Raw genomic sequence first — 21,473 nt, 5'->3', positions numbered from 1 at the left:
CATCGTGTCACGGGTCGTGGCTGGTGAACGACGTCTTTGTGGCCCCATGTGTTGACCTCGCGACGGAGTTGGCCACAAACGGGCACCGGCGATTCGGCGAGAACGCCACCGGGGAACAGTGACGTACACGGACATACGCCCGATCTCTGGCATTTATCGGACGGCCGTACACGGGAGGCACATTCATGGCCAAGAGCGTCGTTCACCGAGCCCTCGACGGGTACCGCTTCCACCTCTCCGGGGATCTCGACCTCACCCAGCCGTTCACCTCCGTGGCCCGCTACGCGGTCGACAGCCGGCTCTACGAGCTGACCTCGGGCGGGCACGGCGCCGCCACGGGCTGGACCGGCGACCTGGGCATCCGCGGGTTCGACGATGAGTTCTCGATCCAGGGCGGGCGGCTGCGGACGGCGCGGGTCACCGACTACGACAAGCGGTCCGGGCTGGAGGACCAGCTGCTCGCCGTCGTCTGGCAGGGCCGCCGGTTCTCGATGTTCATCCCGATGTACAACGCCAAACCCGCCGACGCCGTGCACGTCTTCCAGCTCCTCGGCGTGACCGAGCACGACGACGGGCTCACCGTCGCCTCGCGCAACCCCAAACGCGCCGGCATCGCCGAGCCCTCCCAGCTGGCCAAGGAGGTCCCGAATCTCGGCCTGCTGGAGATGACCGCCCTGAACAAGACGACCGCGCGGCGGCTCCCCTCGTGGCGCGGCGCCCGGCTGCCCCACGGTGAGCTGTTCCGCGACACACTCGATGACGACAGCACCTACTTCCTGCTCGCCACGCCGTCCGCGGTGGTCACCGTGCTGCCGCACGACGGCGAGACGGCCAAGGTCCCGGCGCGGATCGGCGCGCTCAAGGTCGAGACCGTCGCCTGATGGCGGAGATGCTCACGGGCGTCTGCGGCGGCACCGTCGCACTCGTCCTCCTGCTGGCGTTCGCCGGGCACCTGCGTGCCCCGCGCGCGTTGCCGGCCGCGCTGGCCGCCCAGCGCGTCGTGCCGAGCCCGCTGCGGTGGCCGGTCGCGGCCGCCGTCATCGCGCTCGAAGGGACACTCGGGGCGGCCACGTGCTACGCCGTACCGGCCGGGCGCCCGCACACACTCGCACTCGCCGCGGCCGGCGCCGCGGTCCTGTTCGCCGTCTACGCGGGCTATGGCCTGTACGTCCTGCGCACCCGGCCGAGCGTGCCGTGCGGCTGCGCGACCGGGCCGGGCGGGGACACGCCGATGAGCGGCTGGGTGGCCGGACGCGCCGCCGTGCTCGCCCTCGCCTCCCTCGTGGCGGCCACGGGAGCGGCGCCCGCGCACGGCACGCATACCGCGCTCGCCGTCCTGGCCTCCGTCGTGTTCGCGGTGCTGCTCTCCCTGCTGCCGCAGGCCATGTTCGATCCCGAAAGGCAGGCCGCCTGATGAGCTTCGATACCACCGCACTGCTGCTGACCTGGGCGGCCCTCGTGCTGCTCGCGCTGGTCGTGGCCGGGCTGGTGCGCCAGGTGCACCACCTCACCCAGGGACCGCGCACCCGCGACCTGGGCCTGCGGGCCGGCACGCCCGCGCCCGCGCCGGACCTCGTACGTGCCGAGCCCGGGCAGCCGACTCTCCTGCTGTTCCTCAGCGAGGACTGCCCGGCCTGCCGCGACATCTTCCAGGAGGCGCTCGGCCTCGACGGCGCCCCGGCGACCAGGGCGATCTTCGCCGAGGAGGCGATCGAGGCGGACCCGCCGCCGAACCTGACGATCCTGGCACGCCAGTCGGAGCTCTTCACGGCGTACCAGGTCCCGGCCACGCCGTACGGGGTGGTCATCGGGGCGGACGGACGGGTGCGCACGGCGGAGCCGGTCGGGTCGGTACGCGCCCTTCACACGCTGGTCACCGACGCCGGTGGACGACTGAACGACGACGCGGAGCTGGACCGCAGCACGCGATGAGACCTGATGCGGCCGACCGGCCGCCGGAACGAGGAGTGGCCATGCTCGAACTCGACAGCATTCCCCCGCTGCGCGGCCCCCGCCCGGAAGGTGCGGGGCGCGTACGCCGCCACGCGCCCGCGGCGACCGCCGAAGGCGTCGGCCGCCGGTCCATGCTCGGCGGGGCGATCGCCGCCGGCACCACGGCCGGGCTGGCCGCCGTCGGGATCTTCGCCCCGGCGCGCAAGGCCCTGGCCACGGGCTGGGTCCCGGGCCCCTACACGAAGGGTCTGACCCCGGGCTACTACGACATCTACACCACGTGCCCGTCGTACGCGTCGGACCACAACTGCTCGCCCGGCTGCGGGCCCAGCACCGTCGTGTCCACCGCCTGCCGTACGAGCGGGACGTACAAGGGCTACCACAAGTCCGGCGTCTCGGACCCCGGCAAGTACAAGCTCCGGCCGAACGAGTGCTACGGCAGCAAGTACGACGGCTGGATCTGGCACTACACGAACCCCTGCGGGAACTGCGCGAACTCGGTGACCTGGCGCTGCCACGACGGCTGGACGAAGAGCACGGCCGGCACCTGGTACAAGTCGATCTGCCGGTGGCAGTATGCCTGCAGTTGAGACCCGGCCGGCGGGACGCCTGCGCCGGGGCCTGACCGAGCCGCTGCTGCCGTTCGCCGCGCTGGCCCTGCTGGCCGTCGCGGCGTCGGCCGCGGACCAGGCGGTGCTGTGCTGGGCCTCGGTCGGCGCGCTGGCGGGCTACTCCCTGTCCGGCTCGGTTTGAACGCGTAACAGCGACTTCGTGCTGTTCTCGCCAGGTTGGCGGGCTCCCGTACGGCAGGGCCAGGTCCTCGCCGTCTTCACCCTCGGCCTCCTCCTCGGAGGCACCCTCACCGCGGGCGTCCTGTGGCTGCTGTCCGGGCTGGCCGCCCCGCTGCCGGGCGCCGTACGCACCGGCGCGATCCTCGCCGTGGCGGTTCTCGGCGTGGCGCGCGAGGCCGGCTGGGTGCGCGTCCCGTTGCCGCAGAACGCACGGCAGATCCCGCAGGAGGTACTCCAACGCCGGATACGGCGCGGGGCTCTGCAGTTCGGGTTCGAGCTCGGAACCGGGGTACGCACGTTCGTCTCGGCCGGCGCTCCGTACGTGGTCGCGCTCGGGCTGCTGCTCGCGCACCAGGGGCCGGTCACGACGATCCTGACGGGTACCGGCTTCGGAGCGGGCCGGGCCGTGACGGCGGCGGTCCGCTACGCCAGCCGGCACGACGAGTGGGACGACCGCCGCGTGACCCGGATGCCGCTGCTGACGAACGCGATCGGCATCACGGTGCTGACCGCCCTCGCCGTCCTGCTGCTCCTGGGCTGATGGGCTGCCGGCTCAGGGGCTGCCGGGAGGCCGCGGCGGGGGTTCGCGCATGCCGCGTAGGAGAGTGCGGCTCCCGGCCACGGCGCGGTCCGCGAGGGCGGCGACGCCCTCGTAGCGGCGGGCGAAGAATCCCTCGCGGTGGAGGGCCACGTAGCCGTGCGCGGCCACCACGTGGTGTTCCACCAAGGTCAGGGATGCCTCCGGCCCCTGGCCGAGGGCCTGCTGCGCGAGGTCCAGCAGCAGGTCCATCAGCGGGCGTCCCGCGCCGGCCAGAGCGTCGTCGTGCAACCGGTCCAGTTCGGCGGCGAAGATGACGTCGAACCCCGCGCCGCGCGTACCCGCGAAGCGTACGTAGGCCCCGGCGGTCGCCGCGAAGCGTTCGGCGGGGTCCTCCCCCGCCTCCTCCGCCGCCTCCACGAACCGCTCCCGCAGCTCCACGGCCGCCTGCGCGGCGACGGCGGCGACCAGGTGGTCGCGGTCGGGAAAGTGCCGGTAGGGCGCCGCCGTGCTCACCCCGAGCCTGCGTGCCACCCGCGCGACCGAGAAGGCCGCCAGTCCCGACTCCGCCAGCAGGTCGAAGCTTGCCTCGATCAGCGCGGCGCGCAGCTCGCCGTGGTGATAGCGGCCGCGCGGACCGCTCCCTGCGCCCTGGGGCACGACGGCCTCCCGCTCGACTGGACGTGATAGCCCTCTTACATTAGCTTAGTGATAGCCCACTTACATTGCGGGCGTCACCGAAGGGACAACTCATGCAGGGAATCGAAGACAAGGTCGTCGCGATAACGGGCGCGAGCAGCGGTATCGGCGAGGCGACCGCGCTTCTCCTCGCCGAGCGCGGCGCGAAGGTCGTCCTCGGGGCGCGCGGAGCGGACCGCCTGGAGGCCGTGGCTGCACGCATCGCGGACAAGGGCGGCGAGGTCGCCTGCGCGCGCACGGACGTGACCCGGCGCGACGACCTGTCCGGCCTCGTCGCGCTGGCGTGTGAGCGGTACGGAAGACTCGACGTCCTCGTGAGCAACGCCGGCGCCATGCCGGTCTCCCCCCTCGACGAGCTGCGCGTCGAGGATTGGGAGCAGATGGTCGACGTCAACATCAAGGGCGTTCTGTACGGCATCGCCGCGGCGCTTCCCGTCTTCCGCACGCAGAGTTCCGGGCACTTCGTCAACATCGCGTCCACGGCGGCGCACCGCGTCGTACCGAACCAGTCGGTCTATGCCGGGACGAAGTTCGCCGTACGCGCCATCTCCGAGGGCCTGCGACAGGAGGCCGGCGACAGCCTCCGCGTGACGATCGTCTCGCCCGGCATGACGCGGACGGACTTCGCCGCGTCCATGACGCACCCGGAGACGCGGGCACGGCTCGCCGAGACACGCGACCGGATCGGGATGCCGCCGGACGCGGTCGCCCGCGCCATCGCGTTCGCGATCGAGCAGCCGGCCGGCATCGACGTGGGCGAGGTCATCGTCCGCCCCACCGCGCAGGCGTGACCGGCCTCTCTCAGGGGGCCAGGGTGACGTCGACGGTGAAGCCCTCCTCCGGCAGCGTCTCCAGCTCCAGGTCGGTGATGCGCCCGGCGGCCCGCAGGTCCGTCTCGGCGACGTGCCGTACGCCGGCACCGCGGACCACGGCGCGTTCGACCTCGGCCCGCATCGAGACCTTCGCGCCGGACTTGGCGCGGCGCACCTGCCGGAGGACGTCGGAGGTCGCGGCGAGCACCGCCGGGTCACCGCCCGCCGGGAGCTCGTCGGCGGCCGGCCAGGCGGCCCGGTGCACGGAGCCGTCCTGCCACCACGACCAGACCTCCTCGGTGACGTAGGGCAGGATCGGCGCGAACAGCCGGAGCACGACCGAAAGCGCCGTGTTCAGCGCCGCCCGCGCGGACGCCGCCGCCCCCTCGCCGGCACCGTCCTCCCCGTACGCGCGCGTCTTGACGAGCTCGAGGTAGTCGTCGCAGAGGTTCCAGAAGAACCGCTCGGTGCGCTCCAGTGAGCGGGTGTAGTCGTTCGCGTCGAACGCCGCCGTGGCCTCGCGTACGACGTCGGCGAGCGTGGCGAGCATCGCCAGGTCCAGGGGCTCGGTGACCGCCGTGCCGGCCGGCACGTCGCCCAGGCCCAGCACGAACTTGGACGCGTTGAGGATCTTGATGGCGAGACGGCGGCCGACCTTGATCTGGCCGGTGTCGAAGGCGGTATCGGTGCCGAGCCGTCCGCTGGCCGCCCAGTAGCGCACGGCGTCGGAACCGTGCTGGACCAGCAGGTCCATGGGCGTGACGACGTTGCCCTTGGACTTGGACATCTTCTTGCGGTCCGGGTCGAGGATCCATCCCGAGAGCGCGGCTCCGGCCCAGGGCAGCGACCCGTGCTCCAGATGCGCACGTACGACCGTCGAGAACAGCCAGGTACGGATGATGTCGTGCGCCTGCGGGCGCAGGTCGTACGGGAAGACCGCCTCGAACAGGGCGGGGTCGCGCTCCCATCCGCCGGCGACCTGCGGGGTCAGCGACGAGGTCGCCCAGGTGTCCATGACGTCCGGGTCCCCGATGAAACCGTCGGGCTTGCCGCGCTGGTCCTCGCCGTAGCCGGGAGGGGCGTCGGAGGACGGGTCCACCGGCAGCGTCTCCTCCGGCGGCGTGATCGGCGCTTCGTACACCGGCTCGCCGTCGCGGTCGACGGGGTACCAGACCGGGATCGGCACGCCGAAGAACCGCTGCCGTGAGATCAGCCAGTCGCCGGCCAGGCCCTCCACCCAGTTGTCGTAGCGGGCCTTCATGTACGGGGGGTACCAGGTCAGCTCGGCGCCGCGCGCCAGGAGCCGGTCGCGCAGCTCCGCGTCCCGCCCGCCGTTGCGGATGTACCACTGGCGCGTGGTGACGATCTCGAGCGGCTTGGTGCCCTTTTCGTAGAACTTCACCGGCCGGGTGACGGGCCGTGGCTCGCCGTCCAGGTCGCCGGACTCGCGCAGCAACTCGACCACGCGCTCGCGCGCCGAGTGCACGGTCTTGCCGGCCAGCTCGGCGTACGGGCCGGGCGCGACGCCGTCCGGCGGCTCGGGCAGGATCCGGCCGTTCCAGTCGAGGATCGCGCGCGTCGGCAGGTCCAGCTCACGCCACCAGGTCACGTCGGTGAGGTCGCCGAAGGTACAGATCATGGCGATGCCCGAACCCTTGCCGGGCTCGGCGAGGTGATGGGCCACGACCGGCACCTCGACGCCGAAGAGCGGAGTGCGCACGATCGTGCCGACGAGCTCGCGGTAACGCTCGTCGTCGGGGTGGGCCACCAGCGCGACACAGGCGGGCAGCAGCTCGGGGCGGGTGGTCTCGATGTAGACCGGCCGTCCGCCCTGGTCGTCGTGGAAGCGGATCCGGTGGAAGGCTCCGGGCTGCTCGCGGTCCTCCAGCTCGGCCTGGGCCACCGCCGTACGGAACGTGACGTCCCACAGGGTCGGAGCCTCCGAGATGTAGGCCTCGCCGCGCGCGAGATTGCGCAGGAACGCGCGCTGCGCCGTGGCGCGGGACTCCTCGCCGATCGTGGTGTAGAGCAGCGACCAGTCCACCGAGAGCCCGACGCGCCGCCAGACGTCCTCGAACGCCTTTTCGTCGATCTCGGTGAGCCGGTTGCACAGCTCCACGAAGTTACGGCGCGAGACCGGAATCTGCTTGCCGGGCTTTCCGGGCTTGTCGGGTGGCTCGAAGGACGCGTCGTAGGGCAGTGAGGGGTCGCAGCGCACGCCGAAGTAGTTTTGCACCCGGCGTTCGGTCGGCAGCCCGTTGTCGTCCCAGCCGATCGGATAGAAGACCTCACGGCCGCGCATCCGCTGGTAGCGCGCTATCGCGTCGGTGTGGGTGTAGGAGAACACGTGCCCGACGTGCAACGATCCGCTGACGGTCGGCGGCGGAGTGTCGATCGAGTAGATCTGCTCCCGCGGCTTCGACCGATCGAAGCGGTAGGTGCCGCTCTTGTCCCAGAGGTCGGCCCACTTCGCCTCGAGCCCGTCGAGGGTGGGTTTCTCCGGGGCAGGCGGCTTTTCTGTCATGTCGCCAATGGTATTGGGCAACCACGGCAGGTCCGTCGTCATTAAGTGATCGCCTGTGAGAGGCTCGGTGCAAACCTAATGGACTGAGAGGGATCGGCATGGCGGACAAGGGCGATCTGGGCTGGCGGCTGCTGGCCGGCGCGGCGGCTTTCGGGGCGGGCTTCGTGGCCCGTAAGGCGATCACGGTCGGCTGGAAGCAGATCACCGGCAAGGAGCCGCCGACCAACCCCGAGTCGCCCGAGGTGGAGCTCGCCGAGGCCATCGGCTGGGCCGTCGTCACCGGCGTCGGAATAGAGGTCGCCCGCCTCCTGGCCACCCGCGCCGCGGCCAACCGCTGGCACAACAGCACGGGCGAACTCCCGGCCGCCCTGCGCACCGCCACCGACAAGATCAAAAACGTCGCTTCCTGATCCCCGGGCATCCGGCAGGCCGAGGGGCCGGGTTCGCGGATGAGGGGTCGACACCCGGGATGACCGCCCATGGCGCCCGCGGGCCGAAGGGCCGGGACCTTCGCGGATCAGGAGTCAACGCCCGGGACGACCGCCATGGTGCCCGCCGGCCGAGGGGCCTGGGAGCTTCGCGGATGAGGAGTCGACGCCCGGAATGACCGCTCATGATGGGGTCCGTCGGGCTTCCGGGACTGACCTTGGGCCCATGCCCGTTGGCATTCACTAGGGACAGGCCCATTCGGTGGATGCCTGAGCGCCGAGGGGACCAGGCTTTCGAAACCGTCTCCCTCCAATAGCGCGTCTCGCAGGCGACCGGCCGGCCGACCCGCGACCGCGTGAAGGTGTCGGCAGGCTGGGCAACCCGAATGCCGGTGGGCGGGCCGTCCGCCAGGCCGTCCAGTTCCGCCGTACGCAGAGGCTCGACACCGTCCCTGTCGTCAGATACCTCCCGGGAACCCTGATCCCCGTCCGGTACCTCCCGGGAACCCTGATCCCCGTCCGGTACCTCCCGGGAATCCTGATCCTCGTCCGGGCTGCCCTACAGACAGCTGCTTCCAGAGACCTGGAGGTCCCAGGTCACATGCCCGTTGGCATTCGCCCAGGACGGAGGATGGGGACCATCCGCCGGGTCCCCCAGAGAATCCACCCGCCGGTGATCGGGATCGCCCCGCCTCGCTCCGGATCGGGGCGGCCGATGGCCGCTCGCGCCCGAGGAACGCGGGCGCACGGAACCGTCCCATTCCGGATCGCCCCGCCTCGCTCCGGATCGGGGCGGCCGATGGCCGCTCGCGCCCGAGGAACGCGGGCGCACAGAACCGTCCCACCCCGGATGGCCCCGCCTCGCGGGCGTGCGGCTGCCTTCAAAAGAACTCTCGGAGATCACATGCCCACGGGCATTCGCTCAGCGCGGTGCCGACCGGTGAATGCCTGCGACGCAGGGGGCTGAGCCCCTGGGGGATCCATCGGATGGTCGGAGCGCTCGCTCCGGATCGGGACGATCGATGGCCGCTTGCGCCCGAGGAACGCGGGCGCACAGAACCGTCCCACCCCGGATGGCCCCGCCTCGCGGGCGTGCGGCTGCCTTCAAAAGAACTCTCGGAGATCACATGCCCACGGGCATTCGCTCAGCGCGGTGCCGACCGGTGAATGCCTGCGGCGCAGGGCGGCTGAGCTCTTTGGGGATCAACATCGGAGCGCCTCGCTCCGGCCAGGGCGGGGTGGCGACCGTCTGTGCGTCCCGAAATCGGTGCGGCTACCGTCCTGCGCCTCGAGGCCCTACCGGGCAGGGTGCGGTCTCCCGTGTCCGTCGGTGCCTCTATTGCCCCTCGATGGAAGGCGGCTGCGGGCCACGCTCGACGTGCTGGCCGCGTAGGTCGTTGCGGATGTTGTCCGCGAGCCTTCTGGTGGCCGCGCGGTTGAGCGCACCACCCGCGACGGCGCCGGTCAGGAACGGGCCCAGCGTCGTGAAGTGGCGGCCGAACGTGCGCAGCAGGCGCTTGCGCAGGCCGGCCTTTGCCGCGACGCCGAGTGCGGCGGTCACGGTGCCGGGCTGCATCGGGTCGAATCCGCGCTGCTGTGCCCATGACTGCAGGAAGATCGCGCCGCGGGTCCGGCCGGTCCCCGGCACCTGGACGCCGTAGATCTCGTGTAGCTCCGCGATCATCTTGACCTCGATGGTCGCGACGACCACGGTCTCCGCGATGATCTGCGCCGGCGCGGTCAGCAGGAGCGGTGGCGCGGCGAACTCGATCGCGGCGAGCGCTCCGCCTGCCGCGCCGACCCCGGTGGTGGCCCGCTGGGCGGCGCGTACGACCGACTCGGCCAGCGCCTCGCCCGTGAGGCCATCGTGGTGGTTGCGTAGTGTTTCAAGATCGCGTACCGGGACGTGCGGTGCGATCTCCATGACGGTGTCGGTGAGCCAGCGGCCCCGTCCGACGCCCGCGGCCCCGGCTCGGCGCGCGCTCGCGGCCATCAGGCGCGCGATACGGCCCAGCAGGCGACCGCGGGTCTCGCGGTCCATGTCCTCCTCGACGGACAGCCGGCCGACCAGCTCTGCCATTTCGTGGCCGAGCCGGTCGTCGCCGTCTTCCCAGCGTTCGACCTCTCTCTCCGGCACCGCTGCTCCCGGCCTCAGGCCGCGCACTCGCGGCAGATCAGCTGGCCGTTCCTTTCTTCGGCCAGCTGGCTCCGGTGATGCACAAGGAAGCAGCGTGCACAGGTGAACTCATCGGCCTGCCGTGGCAGAACTCGGAGGCTCAGCTCCTCGTTCGAAAGATCCGCACCAGGCAGTTCGGTGACCTCACCTGCATCAAGGTCCTCATCGATGACGCCGGTGCTCTTGTCAGCGCGGCGCGCCTGCAGCTCCTGCAGGCTGTCCTCACTGAGGTCGTCATCGGTCTTGCGTGGACTGTCGTAGTCGGTGGCCATCTTCTATCTCCATCCCCCTCGGTCCATAGTTATGCGCCCCGTCGCGCGGGTCTAACGCTCGGGAAGCCCATCTTGTGCCCGATCCGGGCGGGAAATTCTGTCACGGGATTTGCCCCAGAACACGCAAGCCACGTCGCGTCACACGGCCTCTTCCCTTGCCCGCGCCGGGGATGTCCGATGTGTCAGACATCACAGCAGCAGGCGGACGTCAAGTCCCCTCCTCACAACCATGAACCGGATAAGCACGACGAGCGTCTCAGGTAACGCGATATCGTTCCCGCCGGGATAGACCTGGCGGGTGCAAAGAATAAGGGTTGTTGGAGGGGGCCACATGCCGGATGCCGCTCCCCTGGAGCCGGGCGATCCGGGCTCGCTGGGGCAGTACCAAGTAGTGGGGAAGCTCGGGGAAGGTGGCCAGGGGGCCGTCTATCTCGGCCGGTCGCCGTCGGGTGACCACGTGGCGATCAAACTTCTGCACGCGCAGATGAACACCGACTCGTCGGCACGTACGCGGTTCGCGCGTGAGGTCGAAGCGGCACAGAAGGTGTCACCTTTCTGTACCGCCCAGGTCCTGGACTATGACCTCCACGGTCGCCCGCCCTACATCATCAGCGAGTTCATCGACGGGCCTCCGCTGTACGACGTGGTCCTCCAGGAGGGCTCGTTCCGCGGCGCCTCGCTCGAACGCCTGGCGATCGGCACCGCGACCGCGCTCGCCGCGATCCACGAGGCCGGCATCGTCCACCGTGACTTCAAGCCCAACAACGTGCTGCTCGCGGCCGACGGGCCACGGGTCGTGGACTTCGGCATCGCGCGCTCGATCAACTCCCAGCAGAGCTCCGTCACCGCCACCGGCATGGTGGTCGGCACTCCCGGCTACCTCGCGCCCGAGCAGCTCACCGGCGAGCCCCTGACGGCCGCGGTCGACATCTTCGCGTGGGGCGCGACGATGGTCTTCGCGGCGACGGGTCACTCCCCCTTCGAGGCCGAGACCCTCCCCGTGATCATCAACCGGATCCTGAACGAGGAACCGGACCTCTCCCGCCTCACCGGCACCATGCGCGAGCTGGTCGGCGCCGCGCTGGACAAAAATCCTCGCCGGCGACCGGCCGCGCACCAGCTGCTGCTGCGCCTGCTCGGCCAGGTCGGCGCGACGCCCGGCCCCTCGGCCGACCGTGAGGACCTGCTCGACCGGGGCACCCAGATCGCCGCCGAGCTGCCGCCCCCACCGCCGATCGTCCACACGCCGCCGCCCCCGCCTCTGATCAACACGCCGCCGCCGATGATGCCGGGCCCGTCGACGCCCAACCCGCCGATGATGATGGGCGGTCAGCAGACGCCACCGCCCTGGCAGCAGCAGCGCCAGGCACCGCCGCCTCCTCGCTTCACGCCACCGCCGCCGCGGCGCAAGTCCAACGCTCCGATCTTCGTCCTCATCGGCTGCGTGGTCTTCGTGCTGCTCGTCGTCGGCGTGCCGGTCGCCATTGCCGCCGGGTTCCTGCACAAGACCAAAGACGACGTGGACAACATCCCGACCTACACTCCGTCGCACTACGGCGTTCCGGACTCCTATGTCGGCATCTGGAAGGGCTCCGGGCACAACACGGACCCGGGCGCGGACCAGGGCGCGTTCAACGTCACCATCACCCTCACGTCCGACTCCCGGTTCGGCACCGCCGACTACGGCAACTGCTCCGGCTCGATGACCATGGATCCGAACAGCTCGAGCGAGTCCAAGGTGGTGTTCAGCCAGACGCTGGTCAACCAGACCGGCGGCAAGTGCCCGACGTCCTCGTACGTGACGATGACGCTGAGCGGTTCCTCCATGGACTGGCAGATCAGCAGGACCTCGTACGGCGCCTCGTTCGCGAACGCGACGCTCACCAAGCCGTGACCGCTGGGAGGCACACCCATGCCGGAGACCACTCCTCTCCGGGCCAACGACCCTGAGCGGCTCGGCTCCTACCGCCTGACCGGGCGTCTCGGGGAGGGCGGCCAGGGAGTCGTCTACCTCGGCGAGGACCCGGACGGCGAGCCGGTGGCCGTCAAGCTCCTGCACGCGCAGTTCAGCGGTGACACCAAGGCACGCGCCCGGTTCGCCGGGGAGCTCGCGAGCGCCAAACGGGTCGCGCCGTTCTGTACGGCCCGGATCCTCGACGCCGACGTGGAGGGCGACACGCCCTACCTGGTGAGCGAGTACATCGAGGGTCCCTCGCTGCGCGAGGTCGTGGACACGCAGGGCCCGCGTACGGGCGGCGTGCTGCAGCGCCTGGCCATCGGCACCGTGACCGCGCTCACCGCGATCCACGAGGCCGGCATCGTCCACCGCGACTTCAAGCCCACGAACGTCCTGCTCGCCGCCGACGGCCCGCGTGTGATCGACTTCGGCATCGCGCGCGCCCTCGACACCAGCGGGACGATAACGAGCACGACGGTGGGCACGCCGTCGTACATGTCGCCCGAGCAGATCTCCGGGCAGGTCGCCGGCCCACCCGCCGACGTCTTCGCCTGGGCCTGCACGATCGTGTACGCGGCGACGGCCAGCCCGCCGTTCGGCCAGGACTCCATCCCGGCCGTGATGAACCGCATCGTGAACCACCAGCCGTCGCTCGGCATGCTCATGGGTCCCCTGCGCGAGATCGTCCTGGCCTGCCTGGCCAAGGACCCGCGGCAGCGGCCGACCGCCCAGCAGGTCCTCCTCCGGCTGCTCACCAACGAGGGCGTCGCGCTGCCGGGCGTACGGCCGGGCGCGCGGCCCGCACCGTCCACCGAGGTGCTGAACCAGGGCGCGCAGGCGGCCGGGCAGGACACGGGCCCGCCGGTGTGGACGCCGCCGAGCGGCCCGTGGGGCTCCGGCGACCCCTATCCCCAAGGCGCGTATCCCACCGGCCACGACACACCGCCTCCGTACCAGAGCGGCCACGACACGCCCCCGCCCGGCTCGTACCGCCAGGGCGCGGACACCCCGGCTCCGGGTCACCATCCACCCGGGTCCGACACGCCGCCCCCCGGCCTGATGACGAAGAACTACACCGCGGGCCCGTACCGCCCGCGCCGCGGGGTCCGTCCGGGCGTGCTGATCACCACCACCGCGGCGATGGTGCTGCTCATCGCGGCCGGGGCGGTCGCCGCCGTGAAGCTGGCCGGCGGGCACACGGACAAGCCGACCCCCAAGCCGCCGGTCGGCGTGGCGGGTGGCACGTTCCGCATGGCGATGACGGCGCCGGAGTCCATCGACCCGTCCAACGCCCTGACCGTGGCCGACTTCTTCGTCGTCGAGAACCTCTTCACCGGGCTGAGCCAGGTCAAGCCGGACGGCTCGGTCACGCCCGCCCTCGCCACCCAGGCGACCTCGGACCCGGCGTGTACGCAGTGGCGGTTCACCATCCGGGCGGGCACGAAGTTCAGCAACGGCGAGCCGGTCGACGCCGCCGCGTTCGCGCGGAGCTGGAACCGCACCGTGAAGAACAAGACGGGTGGCGAGGGCTACCTGATGAACGACATCAAGGGCTACGGCGACGTGGTCTCGGGCTCGGCGCAGACGATGTCGGGCGTCACGGCGAACGGCGACGTGCTCCAGGTGACGCTCACCCGGCCCGACTGTGACTTCCGCAACCGCGTGGGCGCACCGGTGTTCGTCCCGATGCCCACGACGGCCGGAGACGCCTCGAACGCCTCCTACGACAAGCTGCCGATCGGCAACGGCCCGTTCAAGGTCAGCGGGTACAGCAAGGGAACGCATCTCACCCTGGTCCGCAACGACTCCTACGCCTTCGCCAAGCCCAAGCTCGACACGGTCGAGGCGTCGTTCGTCACGGACCTGAGCTCCGCGCTGTCCGGCTTCGACGCGGGCCAGTACGACTGGGCGGAGCTGCAGTCGGGCTCCATCCCGGCCGCCCTCGCCCAGCACTCCGGTGACGGTGATCTGATCAAGGGCCCCATCGGCGGCATGACCTTCCTGCTGCCGATCGACGACAAGGGCGTGATGAAGACCAAGGAGGCGCGTCTGGCGGTGTCGTACGCGCTGGACCGCAAGGCCATCATCACGTCGGCCTACCAGGGGGTGTACTCCCCGGCCAGTTCCCTGGTGCCCCCGGCCATCCCGGGGGCGCTGGTGGGTGGCTGCGCCGCGTGCACCCAGGACGTGGCCAAGGCGAAGTCCATGGCGCAGCAGGCGGGCCTCGGCCCGGGGTCGAAGGTGACGCTGTCGCTGGGCGACTCCAGCTCCTACACCCAGCTCGCCAACGTGGTCCAGCAGCAGCTCCAGTCGGTGCTCGGCTGGAGCGTCGAGCTCAGGAAGCTGCCGCTGGACAAGTTCTACCAGGACGAGGCGGGCGCCAAGGCCGAGGGCCTCTACCCGTTCTCCTGGATCGCCGACTACCCGTCTCCGGAGAACTTCATGGACTCGCTGCTGAGCAGCGACTCGATCCAGCGCCAGAACGACGGGTCGGTGGGCGGCAGCAACTACGCGCGTTACAGCAGCCCGGCCTTCGACAACGCGCTGAAGGCCGCGCGTTCGACCACCGACCCGGCGCAGCGCACCAAGCAGCTCCAGGGCGCGGAGAAGATCGCGCTCGATGACATGGCGCTCATCCCCCTGTACTCCCACACGCAGTACCGGGTCGCGGACCTGAAGAAGTTCGTCGGCGTCGGGATGGACTACATCGGCTACCCGGTGCTGACGACGACGGCGAGAAAGTAGCCGTACCTCCTGGTGACCGGCCCGTGACGCCACGGCGGCAACGGGTCTTGACTCACGCCGTCAGGACGCGATAGAAATTAATAGGAAAGCTTCCTATTAGCTTTACTCGGGGGCCAATCCGTCCTTCCTCTCCCCGCCAGGAGCGTGACGTGAGACGCCTGTTCACCAAGTTCGCCGCGATGGCACTGCCGGCCGGTCTGCTGCTCGGCTCGGCGCTGACCTCCCCCGCCACCGCTGAGATCGCCCAGCCCGCGGCCGCCGCCAACTGGCCGCATGTCTCGCCGTACGTCGACATGGGCGCCTGGCCGACGCCGGTCCTCAGCCAGCTGTCCCAGGCCTCGGGGATCAAGGGGTTCACCCTGGGGTTCGTCACGAGCGTCGGCTGCAAGGCCAGCTGGTTCAACGCCTACGACCCGCGTACGGCCTGGCAGAAGGATGAGATCACCAAGCTCCGCGCGGCCGGAGGCGACGTGAAGATCTCCTTCGGCGGCGCGTCCGGCATCGACCTCGCCCAGGCGTGCACCGACGTGAACCAGCTCTACACCGAGTACGCCGCGGTCGTGGACGCCTACGGCGCCAACTACGCCGACTTCGACATCGAGGGCGCCGCGGTGGCCGACACCGCCTCGATCAACCGGCGCTCCCAGGCACTTGCGCACCTGAAGCAGACGCACCCCAACCTCAAGATCTCCCTCACCCTGCCGGTCCTGCCCGAAGGACTGGACGCCAACGGCCTGAACGTCGTGAAGGCGGCCAAGAACGCCGGCGCCGCCCTCGACGCCGTCAACGTCATGGCCATGGACTACTACCGCAGCGGCACCGACGACGGCGACGCGGCGACGAAGGCCGCACAGGCCACCCACGACCAGCTCAAGGCGATCTACACCGGCCTGTCCGACGCGCAGCTCTGGTCGATGGTCGGGGTCACCCCGATGCTCGGCAAGAACGACGACGGCAGCACCTACAACCAGGACGACGCGCGCCAGCTCGTCGCCTTCGCCAAGCAGCACCACGTCGGCGGGCTGGGCTTCTGGGAGACGACCCGGGACCGCAACGCCTGCAACGGCGCGCTCTATCAGTGCACCAACATCCCCCAGCAGCCGTACGAGTTCTCGAAGATCTTCGCCCCGTACACCGGCTGACCGACGCCGGGAAAGCCGTGACCGCGTGGCGCCACTCGGGGGGCGTCACGCGGTCACGCGGTCTCAGGACTTCGGCAGGCGTACGGTCACGATCAGGCCACCGCCCTCGCGCGGGGTCGCCACCACTGTCCCGCCGTGCGCGGCGGCCACCGACCGCACGATCGACAATCCGAGACCGGCGCCCTTGGCCGAGTCGATGCGTTCGGTGTTGAGCCGCCGGAACGGCTCGAAGAGGTTCTGCACCTCGTAGGCGGGCACCACAGGGCCGGTGTTCTCCACCTGGCACGTGGCCCATCCGTCCAGGACGCCGGTGCGCACGACGACCGTGCCGTCGTCGACGTTGTACCGGACCGCGTTGTCGATGAGGTTCGAGACCAGGTGCTCCAGCAGGACCGGGTCGCCCGTCGTGGGACCGGACGTGAGCTCGGTGGTGATCTCGATGTCCGGCCGGTCCTCGCGGACGGCCGTCTTGAGCACGATCGTGGCGACCTCGCTCAGGTCGACCGGCGTACGCGTGGTCAGCTCCCGCTCGCTACGCGCCAGCAGGAGCAGGCCCTCGATCAGCCGCTCGTGCCGTGCGTTGTTGGCGAGCAGTGTGCGCCCGACCGTACGCAGGTCGTCGGACGCCTCGGGATCGGTGAGCGCCACCTCGAGCAGGGTGCGGTTGATCGCCAGCGGGGTGCGCAGCTCATGGGAGGCGTTGCCGACGAAACGCCGCTGGGCGTCGAACGCCTCGTTGAGGCGCTCCAGCATCGCGTCGAAGGTGTCGGCGAGCTCCTTGATCTCGTCTTCGGGTCCCTGCAGGGCGATGCGCTCGTGCAGGGTGCTCTCCGACAGCTTGCGCGCCGTCGCGGTGACCTTCTGCAGCGGGGCGAGCGCCCGGTCGGCCACGAACCATCCGAGCGCGAGCGCGATCAGCCCGACGCCGACCAGCGCGAACGCGGACTGCGTGATGAGCCGGTGCTGCGCGTTGTCGATGAAGCCCTGACGGACCGCCTGCTGCTCCTGCTGGGTGATGCCGAACGGGTCGTTGGTGCGGACCTCGAACGGCAGGCCCTCCAGGATGTTCGTCACCAGGACGTACGCGACCGTCAGCAGCAGGAACCCCGCGGCGAAGAACAGCCCGCCGTAGAGCAGCGTCAGCCGCAGCCGCACCGTCATACGGCGGGTCACGTCGCCCGGCGAGGGGCTCAAAGCCGGTATCCCGCGCCGGGCACGGTCTCGATGACCTGCGGCTCACCGAGCTTCTTACGAAGCGTCATCATCGTCACCCGTACCACGTTGGTGAACGGGTCGATGTTCTCGTCCCATGCCTTCTCCAGAAGGTGCTCGGCGCTGACCACGGTGCCCTGCCCGCGCATCAGCACCTCCAGGACGGCGAACTCCTTCGGCGTCAGCTCCACCGGCGTGCCACCCCGGGTGACGACCCGGCGAGCGGGATCGAGGCGCACGCCCGAGCGTTCGAGCACGGGAGGCAGCGGCGGGGCGGACCGGCGGCCGAGAGCACGGATCCGGGCGATCAGCTCGGCGAAGGCGAACGGCTTGGCGAGATAGTCATCGGCCCCGATGGACAGACCCTCGACCTTGTCGTCGAGCTCGCCCGCCGCGGTGAGCATGAGGACACGTGCGGCGGTGCCGTCGGCGACGAGCCGCCGGCACACCTCGTCCCCGTGCACCCGCGGCAGGTCACGGTCGAGCACGACCACGTCGTAGTCGTTGACGCTGGTCCGCTCCAGCGCGGCGGCGCCGTCGTACGCGACGTCGACGGCCATCGCCTCGCGCCGTAGCCCGGTGGCGATGGTGTCCGCGAGCACGCGCTCATCCTCGACGACCAGGACCCTCACCTGTATCCACCCCCTGGAAAGCCGCGCGCTGGACCGGCGCTATCAGTTATGTCACACCGGACGTAAGTGTCCGATAAGCCTGTCCAGGGTATTCGCAGGTTTAGCGGCGACCATGCCATGGGTAGACCGCACTTCACCTCTTGGAGGAAGGAGACCGTGTGGGCGAGTTGACGACGACGATCCACCAGCGTCTGACCGACGCGTACGAGTCGCTTCGGGTGGCCCACGACACCGGTGATGATCTTTTGGTCGAGGCCCAGCGTGCCGAGATCGATGATCTGCGCCGGACGGCGGCGAGCCACGGCATCGACGTTCCGCGCTGCGCCTGAGGGCGCCGCACGGGACACCTGACGGTTAAGCGAATCACGGCCGAGCCAGACTTGTGAGCGGCCCCGCACCGGATACCGGTGCGGGGCCGTCGCGTTCATACGTTCGGGCCGTTCAAGGCTCTCTCGAAGCCCTCGGCCTGGAGCCCCCCGTCTTGGGGGCCGCCCGTCTTGGGCGCCGCCCACCTGGAGCCCACCCACCCGGGGGTGCCATCCCACTCACATTGTCCAGCCAGGACGGCAGCGGGCGAAAGTAGAGCGGGGTTCTGTGGATAACCTCGCCCAGGCGCCCGCCCAAGCGGCGCCACACGGCAACAGCAAGACTTGAGACAGGCCCTAGTTGTACTGACCACGGAGGTTGGTGACGGCGACACGGTGCGATGATCTTGAAATAGGTGAGGGCCTTCTGGCTCGGTGTGGATTGCGACATCTGCACCGGCGACCAGAAAGGCCCTCATGCCGCACCGTAACGCACCCCTGAGTGAGACCGGACGCCTTCGCCTGGCCCGCTGTGTCGTGGAGGACGGCTGGCCGCTACGGCGGGCCGCTGAACGCTTCCAGGTCTCGGTCACGACCGCCCAGCGGTGGGCAAGCCGCTACCGCACCCACGGTGAGGCCGGGATGGCCGACCGTTCCAGCCGCCCACACACCAGCCCACGGCGTACCCCGACCCGGACCGAGCGGCGGATCATCAAGGTCCGGGTGGCGCGGCGGTGGGGACCGGCGCGGATCGCCGGCCTGCTGCATCTGAACCCGGCCACTGTGCACCGGGTCCTGGTGCGCTACCGGCTCAACCGGCTGGCCTGGACCGACCGGGCGACCGGCCGGGTGATCCGCCGCTACGAACACCAAGCACCGGGCGACCTGGTCCACGTCGACATCAAGAAACTCGGCAACATCCCCGACGGCGGCGGACACAAGACCCTAGGCCGCCAGGCGGGGCGTAAGACCCGCTCCGGCGCCGGGTACAGCTACATCCATACCGCCGTCGATGACCACTCCCGCCTGGCCTACAGCGAAATCCTCACCGACGAGAAGAAACACACCGCCGCCGCGTTCTGGACCCGCGCCCAGGCCTTCTTCACCTCCTGCGGCATCACCGTCCAACGCGTCCTGACCGACAACGGCGCCTGCTACAAATCCCACCCCTGGCGCGACGTCCTGGCCACCGCCGGCATCGTCCACAAACGCACCCGCCCCTACCGGCCCCAGACCAACGGCAAGGTCGAACGCCTCAACCGCACCCTGCTGGAGGAATGGGCCTACGCCCGCCCCTACCGATCAGAGACCGAACGACGCCAAGCCTTCCCCGACTGGCTGCACGCCTACAACCACCACCGCGGACACACCGCACTGAAAGGCCAACCACCCGCCAGCCGCATCCCCAACCTCACGGGACAGAACACCTAGTCGCGTTCGGGGGCGAGGGGCGCGAGCAGGTCGTGCAGCGGGCCGTACAGTCCCGGGCCTGCCGCGATCGTCAGTTCCACGCTCGCGGGACGGCCGTGCAGGCCGCCGATGGTCCCCCCGGCCTCCTGCACGATCAGGCCGCCCGCGGCGATGTCCCACAGCTGTGGTCCTCGCTCGAAGTAGCCGTCGACGCGCCCCGACGCCACCGAGCACAGGTCGACCGCGGCCGACCCCGCCCGCCGGATGTCGCGGACCCGGGGAAGCACGCCCAGCAGCACCTCCGCCTGGCGTGCGCGGCGCTGGGCGAAGTAGCCGAAGCCGGTGGCGATGAGGGCGCGCTCCAGCGGCACCCCGGAGTTGCAGCGGAGCTTTTCGGTCGAGCCGTCGCGGTGCACGAGGTAGGCGCCCTCTCCCCGCGCGGCGGTGTACAGCTCGCCGCGCGTCGGCACGGCCACGACTCCGGCGACCACCTCACCGTCGACCTCGGCCGCGATGCTCACCGCCCAGTCCGGCAGGCCGTACAGGTAGTTGACCGTGCCGTCGATCGGATCGATGATCCAGCGCACCCCGCTGACCCCGGCGGCCTCGCCGCCCTCCTCGCCCAGGAAGGCGTCGCCCGGCCGCGAGGCGCGGATCCGCTCGATGATGAGCTTCTCCGCCGCCTGGTCCATCTCGGTGACCACGTCTGTGGGGCTGGACTTGGTCGCGGCGACGCGCAGGTCGGCCGGGCGCTTGTCGATGAGCATGACGCCGGCGACGTCCGCCGTGCTGATCGCGAGTTCGAGCAGGTCGTGCACGTCGCCCCCTGTTGGCGGTCGCTTGCCCGGGCGCCCGGCCTGCGCGCCCGTACGAAGGTGTGAGGTCACTTCGGCCCGCGGCAGCAGGTGCGGGCGCACGTGTCGGGGCGTGGCCCCAGGGCGCCGAGCGCCGGGCGTTCGGTCCCGTCGCGTTCGAGGAGCAGGTCGCGGACCATGGCCACGAACTTCGGGTGGGTGCCCGGGGTGGCCGCCCGCTCGATCCGCAGTCCCAGCCGCCCGGCCAGCTCCGCCGCCTCGACATCGAGGTCGTACTTGACCTCCATGTGGTCTGACACGAACCCGATCGGCACGATCACCGCCGCTTTCGCGCCGTCGGTGTGGATCTTCTCCAGGTGGTCGCCGACGTCGGGATCGAGCCAGGGGACGCTCGGCGGGCCGCTGCGGCTCTGGTACACCAGCTCCCACGGCCGGCCCTCGGCGACGACCTCGGCCACGTCGTTCAGCTCGGCGACGTACAGCTCGCGGCCGGGCTGGGCGAAAGGGACGCTGTGCGCGGTGAAGACCAGGCGTGCGCCGGCGCGGAGGTCCGCCGGCAGCCGGTCGTACGCGGCGCGGGTGTTCTCGATCATCGGCTCGACGAAGCCCGGGTGGTTGAAGTAGATCCGCAGCTTGTCGATCTCCGGCGCGCCCTCGACCTCGGCGCGCGCCCGGTCGATGTCCTCGAGGTACTGCCGGCAGCAGGAGTAACCGCTGTAGGCGGAGGTGACGAACGCCGCCGCCCGGCGTACGCCGTCGGCCTTCATCTGCCTGAGCGTGTCGGCGAGGAACGGATCCCAGTTGCGGTTGCCCCAGTAGACGGGCAGGTCCAGGCCGCCCGCCGCGAAGTCGGCCTCGATCGCCGCCTTGAGCTCGCGGTTCTGCCGGTTGATCGGGCTGGCGCCGCCGAAGTGGTGATAGTGCTCGGCGACGCTCTCCAGCCGCGCCCTGGGCACGCCACGACCACGCGTGACGTTCTCCAGGAAGGGCATCACGTCGTCCGGCCCTTCCGGGCCGCCGAAGGACAACAGGAGAAGCGCGTCGTACCGCATGTCTCCATCA

Annotated in this window: 21 protein-coding genes; 13 read left to right on the top strand and 8 right to left on the bottom strand. The window is 70.5% G+C overall.

Annotation, left to right across the window (positions count from 1 at the left end):
- Window positions 1-185 precede the first annotated feature (185 nt).
- Genes FB559_RS27230 through FB559_RS27210 form a run of 6 tightly spaced genes read left to right on the top strand, consistent with a single transcriptional unit; the run spans window position 186 to window position 3,285 of the window.
- Window positions 186-881: a hypothetical protein gene (locus tag FB559_RS27230; RefSeq protein ID WP_141958931.1), complete on the top strand. Its 696-nt coding sequence runs from the start codon at window positions 186-188 to the stop codon at window positions 879-881.
- Entirely contained in the window at window positions 881-1,414 is a 534-nt protein-coding gene (locus tag FB559_RS27225) for a MauE/DoxX family redox-associated membrane protein (RefSeq protein ID WP_141958929.1), read from the top strand. Before FB559_RS27230 ends, FB559_RS27225 begins: the two co-directional genes overlap by 1 nt.
- Window positions 1,414-1,932 carry a thioredoxin domain-containing protein gene (locus tag FB559_RS27220; protein ID WP_141958927.1) on the top strand — a complete coding sequence of 173 codons (519 nt, stop codon included), beginning with the start codon at window positions 1,414-1,416 and terminating at the stop codon, window positions 1,930-1,932. The genes FB559_RS27225 and FB559_RS27220 overlap by 1 nt, the downstream gene beginning before the upstream one ends.
- Window positions 1,933-1,973: 41 nt before the next feature.
- Window positions 1,974-2,543, top strand: a complete 570-nt coding sequence (locus FB559_RS27215) for a hypothetical protein (protein ID WP_141958925.1) — start codon at window positions 1,974-1,976, stop codon at window positions 2,541-2,543.
- Window positions 2,530-2,706, top strand: coding sequence for a hypothetical protein (locus FB559_RS44135; RefSeq protein WP_185792422.1), 177 nt, complete (start codon window positions 2,530-2,532; stop codon window positions 2,704-2,706). Before FB559_RS27215 ends, FB559_RS44135 begins: the two co-directional genes overlap by 14 nt.
- A gap of 18 nt (window positions 2,707-2,724) precedes the next feature.
- On the top strand, window positions 2,725-3,285 hold the full coding sequence (locus FB559_RS27210) for a hypothetical protein (protein WP_221640198.1): 561 nt from the start codon (window positions 2,725-2,727) through the stop codon (window positions 3,283-3,285).
- 12 nt (window positions 3,286-3,297) lie between these two features.
- Here FB559_RS27210 and FB559_RS27205 read toward each other — a convergent pair whose 3' ends face one another.
- Window positions 3,298-3,942 carry a TetR/AcrR family transcriptional regulator gene (locus FB559_RS27205; protein WP_141958923.1) on the bottom strand — a complete coding sequence of 215 codons (645 nt, stop codon included), beginning with the start codon at window positions 3,940-3,942 and terminating at the stop codon, window positions 3,298-3,300.
- 92 nt (window positions 3,943-4,034) lie between these two features.
- On the opposite strand from FB559_RS27205, the gene FB559_RS27200 reads away from it, so the two are divergent.
- Window positions 4,035-4,772 carry an SDR family oxidoreductase gene (locus tag FB559_RS27200; RefSeq protein WP_141958921.1) on the top strand — a complete coding sequence of 246 codons (738 nt, stop codon included), beginning with the start codon at window positions 4,035-4,037 and terminating at the stop codon, window positions 4,770-4,772.
- Between the two features lie 10 nt (window positions 4,773-4,782).
- Here the strand turns inward: FB559_RS27200 and valS are convergent, their stop codons facing one another.
- The gene (valS, locus tag FB559_RS27195) at window positions 4,783-7,317 is read right to left on the bottom strand and encodes a valine--tRNA ligase (protein WP_141958919.1); all 2,535 of its coding nucleotides are present in this window, start codon (window positions 7,315-7,317) and stop codon (window positions 4,783-4,785) included.
- A 98-nt stretch (window positions 7,318-7,415) separates the two neighbouring features.
- Between valS and FB559_RS27190 the strand changes: the two genes are divergently transcribed.
- Window positions 7,416-7,727 carry a DUF4235 domain-containing protein gene (locus FB559_RS27190; RefSeq protein ID WP_141958917.1) on the top strand — a complete coding sequence of 104 codons (312 nt, stop codon included), beginning with the start codon at window positions 7,416-7,418 and terminating at the stop codon, window positions 7,725-7,727.
- A gap of 1,354 nt (window positions 7,728-9,081) precedes the next feature.
- Here the strand turns inward: FB559_RS27190 and FB559_RS27185 are convergent.
- Both FB559_RS27185 and FB559_RS27180 read right to left on the bottom strand, forming a co-directional pair.
- A complete protein-coding gene (locus FB559_RS27185) occupies window positions 9,082-9,882 on the bottom strand; it encodes a hypothetical protein (RefSeq protein ID WP_246122103.1) in 801 nt (266 codons plus the stop codon).
- Window positions 9,883-9,896: 14 nt separating this feature from the next.
- Window positions 9,897-10,193 (bottom strand): DUF4193 domain-containing protein, encoded by a 297-nt coding sequence (locus tag FB559_RS27180; protein ID WP_141958915.1) that lies wholly within the window; start codon window positions 10,191-10,193, stop codon window positions 9,897-9,899.
- A 331-nt stretch (window positions 10,194-10,524) separates the two neighbouring features.
- Between FB559_RS27180 and FB559_RS27175 the strand changes: the two genes are divergently transcribed.
- The 3 genes from FB559_RS27175 (at window position 10,525) to FB559_RS27165 (ending at window position 16,037) form a co-directional block, all read left to right on the top strand.
- Entirely contained in the window at window positions 10,525-12,087 is a 1,563-nt protein-coding gene (locus FB559_RS27175) for a serine/threonine-protein kinase (RefSeq protein ID WP_141958913.1), read from the top strand.
- 18 nt (window positions 12,088-12,105) lie between these two features.
- Complete coding sequence (locus tag FB559_RS27170) at window positions 12,106-14,895, top strand: ABC transporter substrate-binding protein (protein ID WP_141958911.1); 2,790 nt, start codon at window positions 12,106-12,108, stop codon at window positions 14,893-14,895.
- Window positions 14,896-15,044: 149 nt separating this feature from the next.
- On the top strand, window positions 15,045-16,037 hold the full coding sequence (locus FB559_RS27165) for a chitinase (RefSeq protein WP_221640197.1): 993 nt from the start codon (window positions 15,045-15,047) through the stop codon (window positions 16,035-16,037).
- A 63-nt stretch (window positions 16,038-16,100) separates the two neighbouring features.
- Here FB559_RS27165 and FB559_RS27160 read toward each other — a convergent pair whose 3' ends face one another.
- Window positions 16,101-17,231, bottom strand: a complete 1,131-nt coding sequence (locus FB559_RS27160; protein ID WP_425455085.1) for a sensor histidine kinase — start codon at window positions 17,229-17,231, stop codon at window positions 16,101-16,103.
- A complete protein-coding gene (locus FB559_RS27155; RefSeq protein WP_141958909.1) occupies window positions 17,228-17,881 on the bottom strand; it encodes a response regulator transcription factor in 654 nt (217 codons plus the stop codon). Before FB559_RS27155 ends, FB559_RS27160 begins: the two co-directional genes overlap by 4 nt.
- 158 nt (window positions 17,882-18,039) lie before the next feature.
- On the opposite strand from FB559_RS27155, the gene FB559_RS44130 reads away from it, so the two are divergent.
- The gene (locus tag FB559_RS44130; RefSeq protein WP_185792421.1) at window positions 18,040-18,210 is read left to right on the top strand and encodes a hypothetical protein; all 171 of its coding nucleotides are present in this window, start codon (window positions 18,040-18,042) and stop codon (window positions 18,208-18,210) included.
- A gap of 453 nt (window positions 18,211-18,663) precedes the next feature.
- Window positions 18,664-19,617 (top strand): IS481 family transposase, encoded by a 954-nt coding sequence (locus FB559_RS27150; RefSeq protein ID WP_141958907.1) that lies wholly within the window; start codon window positions 18,664-18,666, stop codon window positions 19,615-19,617.
- Here FB559_RS27150 and FB559_RS27145 read toward each other — a convergent pair.
- Window positions 19,614-20,414, bottom strand: coding sequence for an inositol monophosphatase family protein (locus FB559_RS27145; protein WP_141961945.1), 801 nt, complete (start codon window positions 20,412-20,414; stop codon window positions 19,614-19,616). The two genes, FB559_RS27150 and FB559_RS27145, sit on opposite strands and share 4 nt — an antisense overlap.
- Window positions 20,415-20,479: 65 nt before the next feature.
- Window positions 20,480-21,463, bottom strand: coding sequence for a ferrochelatase (locus tag FB559_RS27140; protein ID WP_141958905.1), 984 nt, complete (start codon window positions 21,461-21,463; stop codon window positions 20,480-20,482).
- Between the last annotated feature and the right edge of the window lie 10 nt (window positions 21,464-21,473).

It is taken from the genome of Actinoallomurus bryophytorum, from assembly GCF_006716425.1.
GTDB lineage: Bacteria > Actinomycetota > Actinomycetes > Streptosporangiales > Streptosporangiaceae > Actinoallomurus > Actinoallomurus bryophytorum.
Note: the sequence above shows the minus strand (reverse complement) of the source record. Positions and strands in the feature narration are given on the sequence as shown.

Excerpts from the sequence above, each read along its gene's own strand:
- FB559_RS27230 (WP_141958931.1), top strand. The coding sequence starts at position 186 with ATGGCCAAGAGCGTCGTTCACCGAGCCCTCGACGGGTACCGCTTCCAC.
- FB559_RS27225 (WP_141958929.1), top strand. The coding sequence starts at position 881 with ATGGCGGAGATGCTCACGGGCGTCTGCGGCGGCACCGTCGCACTCGTC.
- FB559_RS27220 (WP_141958927.1), top strand. The coding sequence starts at position 1,414 with ATGAGCTTCGATACCACCGCACTGCTGCTGACCTGGGCGGCCCTCGTG.
- FB559_RS27215 (WP_141958925.1), top strand. The coding sequence starts at position 1,974 with ATGCTCGAACTCGACAGCATTCCCCCGCTGCGCGGCCCCCGCCCGGAA.
- FB559_RS44135 (WP_185792422.1), top strand. The coding sequence starts at position 2,530 with ATGCCTGCAGTTGAGACCCGGCCGGCGGGACGCCTGCGCCGGGGCCTG.
- FB559_RS27200 (WP_141958921.1), top strand. The coding sequence starts at position 4,035 with ATGCAGGGAATCGAAGACAAGGTCGTCGCGATAACGGGCGCGAGCAGC.
- valS (WP_141958919.1), bottom strand. The coding sequence starts at position 7,317 with ATGACAGAAAAGCCGCCTGCCCCGGAGAAACCCACCCTCGACGGGCTC.
- FB559_RS27190 (WP_141958917.1), top strand. The coding sequence starts at position 7,416 with ATGGCGGACAAGGGCGATCTGGGCTGGCGGCTGCTGGCCGGCGCGGCG.
- FB559_RS27180 (WP_141958915.1), bottom strand. The coding sequence starts at position 10,193 with ATGGCCACCGACTACGACAGTCCACGCAAGACCGATGACGACCTCAGT.
- FB559_RS27175 (WP_141958913.1), top strand. The coding sequence starts at position 10,525 with ATGCCGGATGCCGCTCCCCTGGAGCCGGGCGATCCGGGCTCGCTGGGG.
- FB559_RS27170 (WP_141958911.1), top strand. The coding sequence starts at position 12,106 with ATGCCGGAGACCACTCCTCTCCGGGCCAACGACCCTGAGCGGCTCGGC.
- FB559_RS27150 (WP_141958907.1), top strand. The coding sequence starts at position 18,664 with ATGCCGCACCGTAACGCACCCCTGAGTGAGACCGGACGCCTTCGCCTG.
- FB559_RS27140 (WP_141958905.1), bottom strand. The coding sequence starts at position 21,463 with ATGCGGTACGACGCGCTTCTCCTGTTGTCCTTCGGCGGCCCGGAAGGG.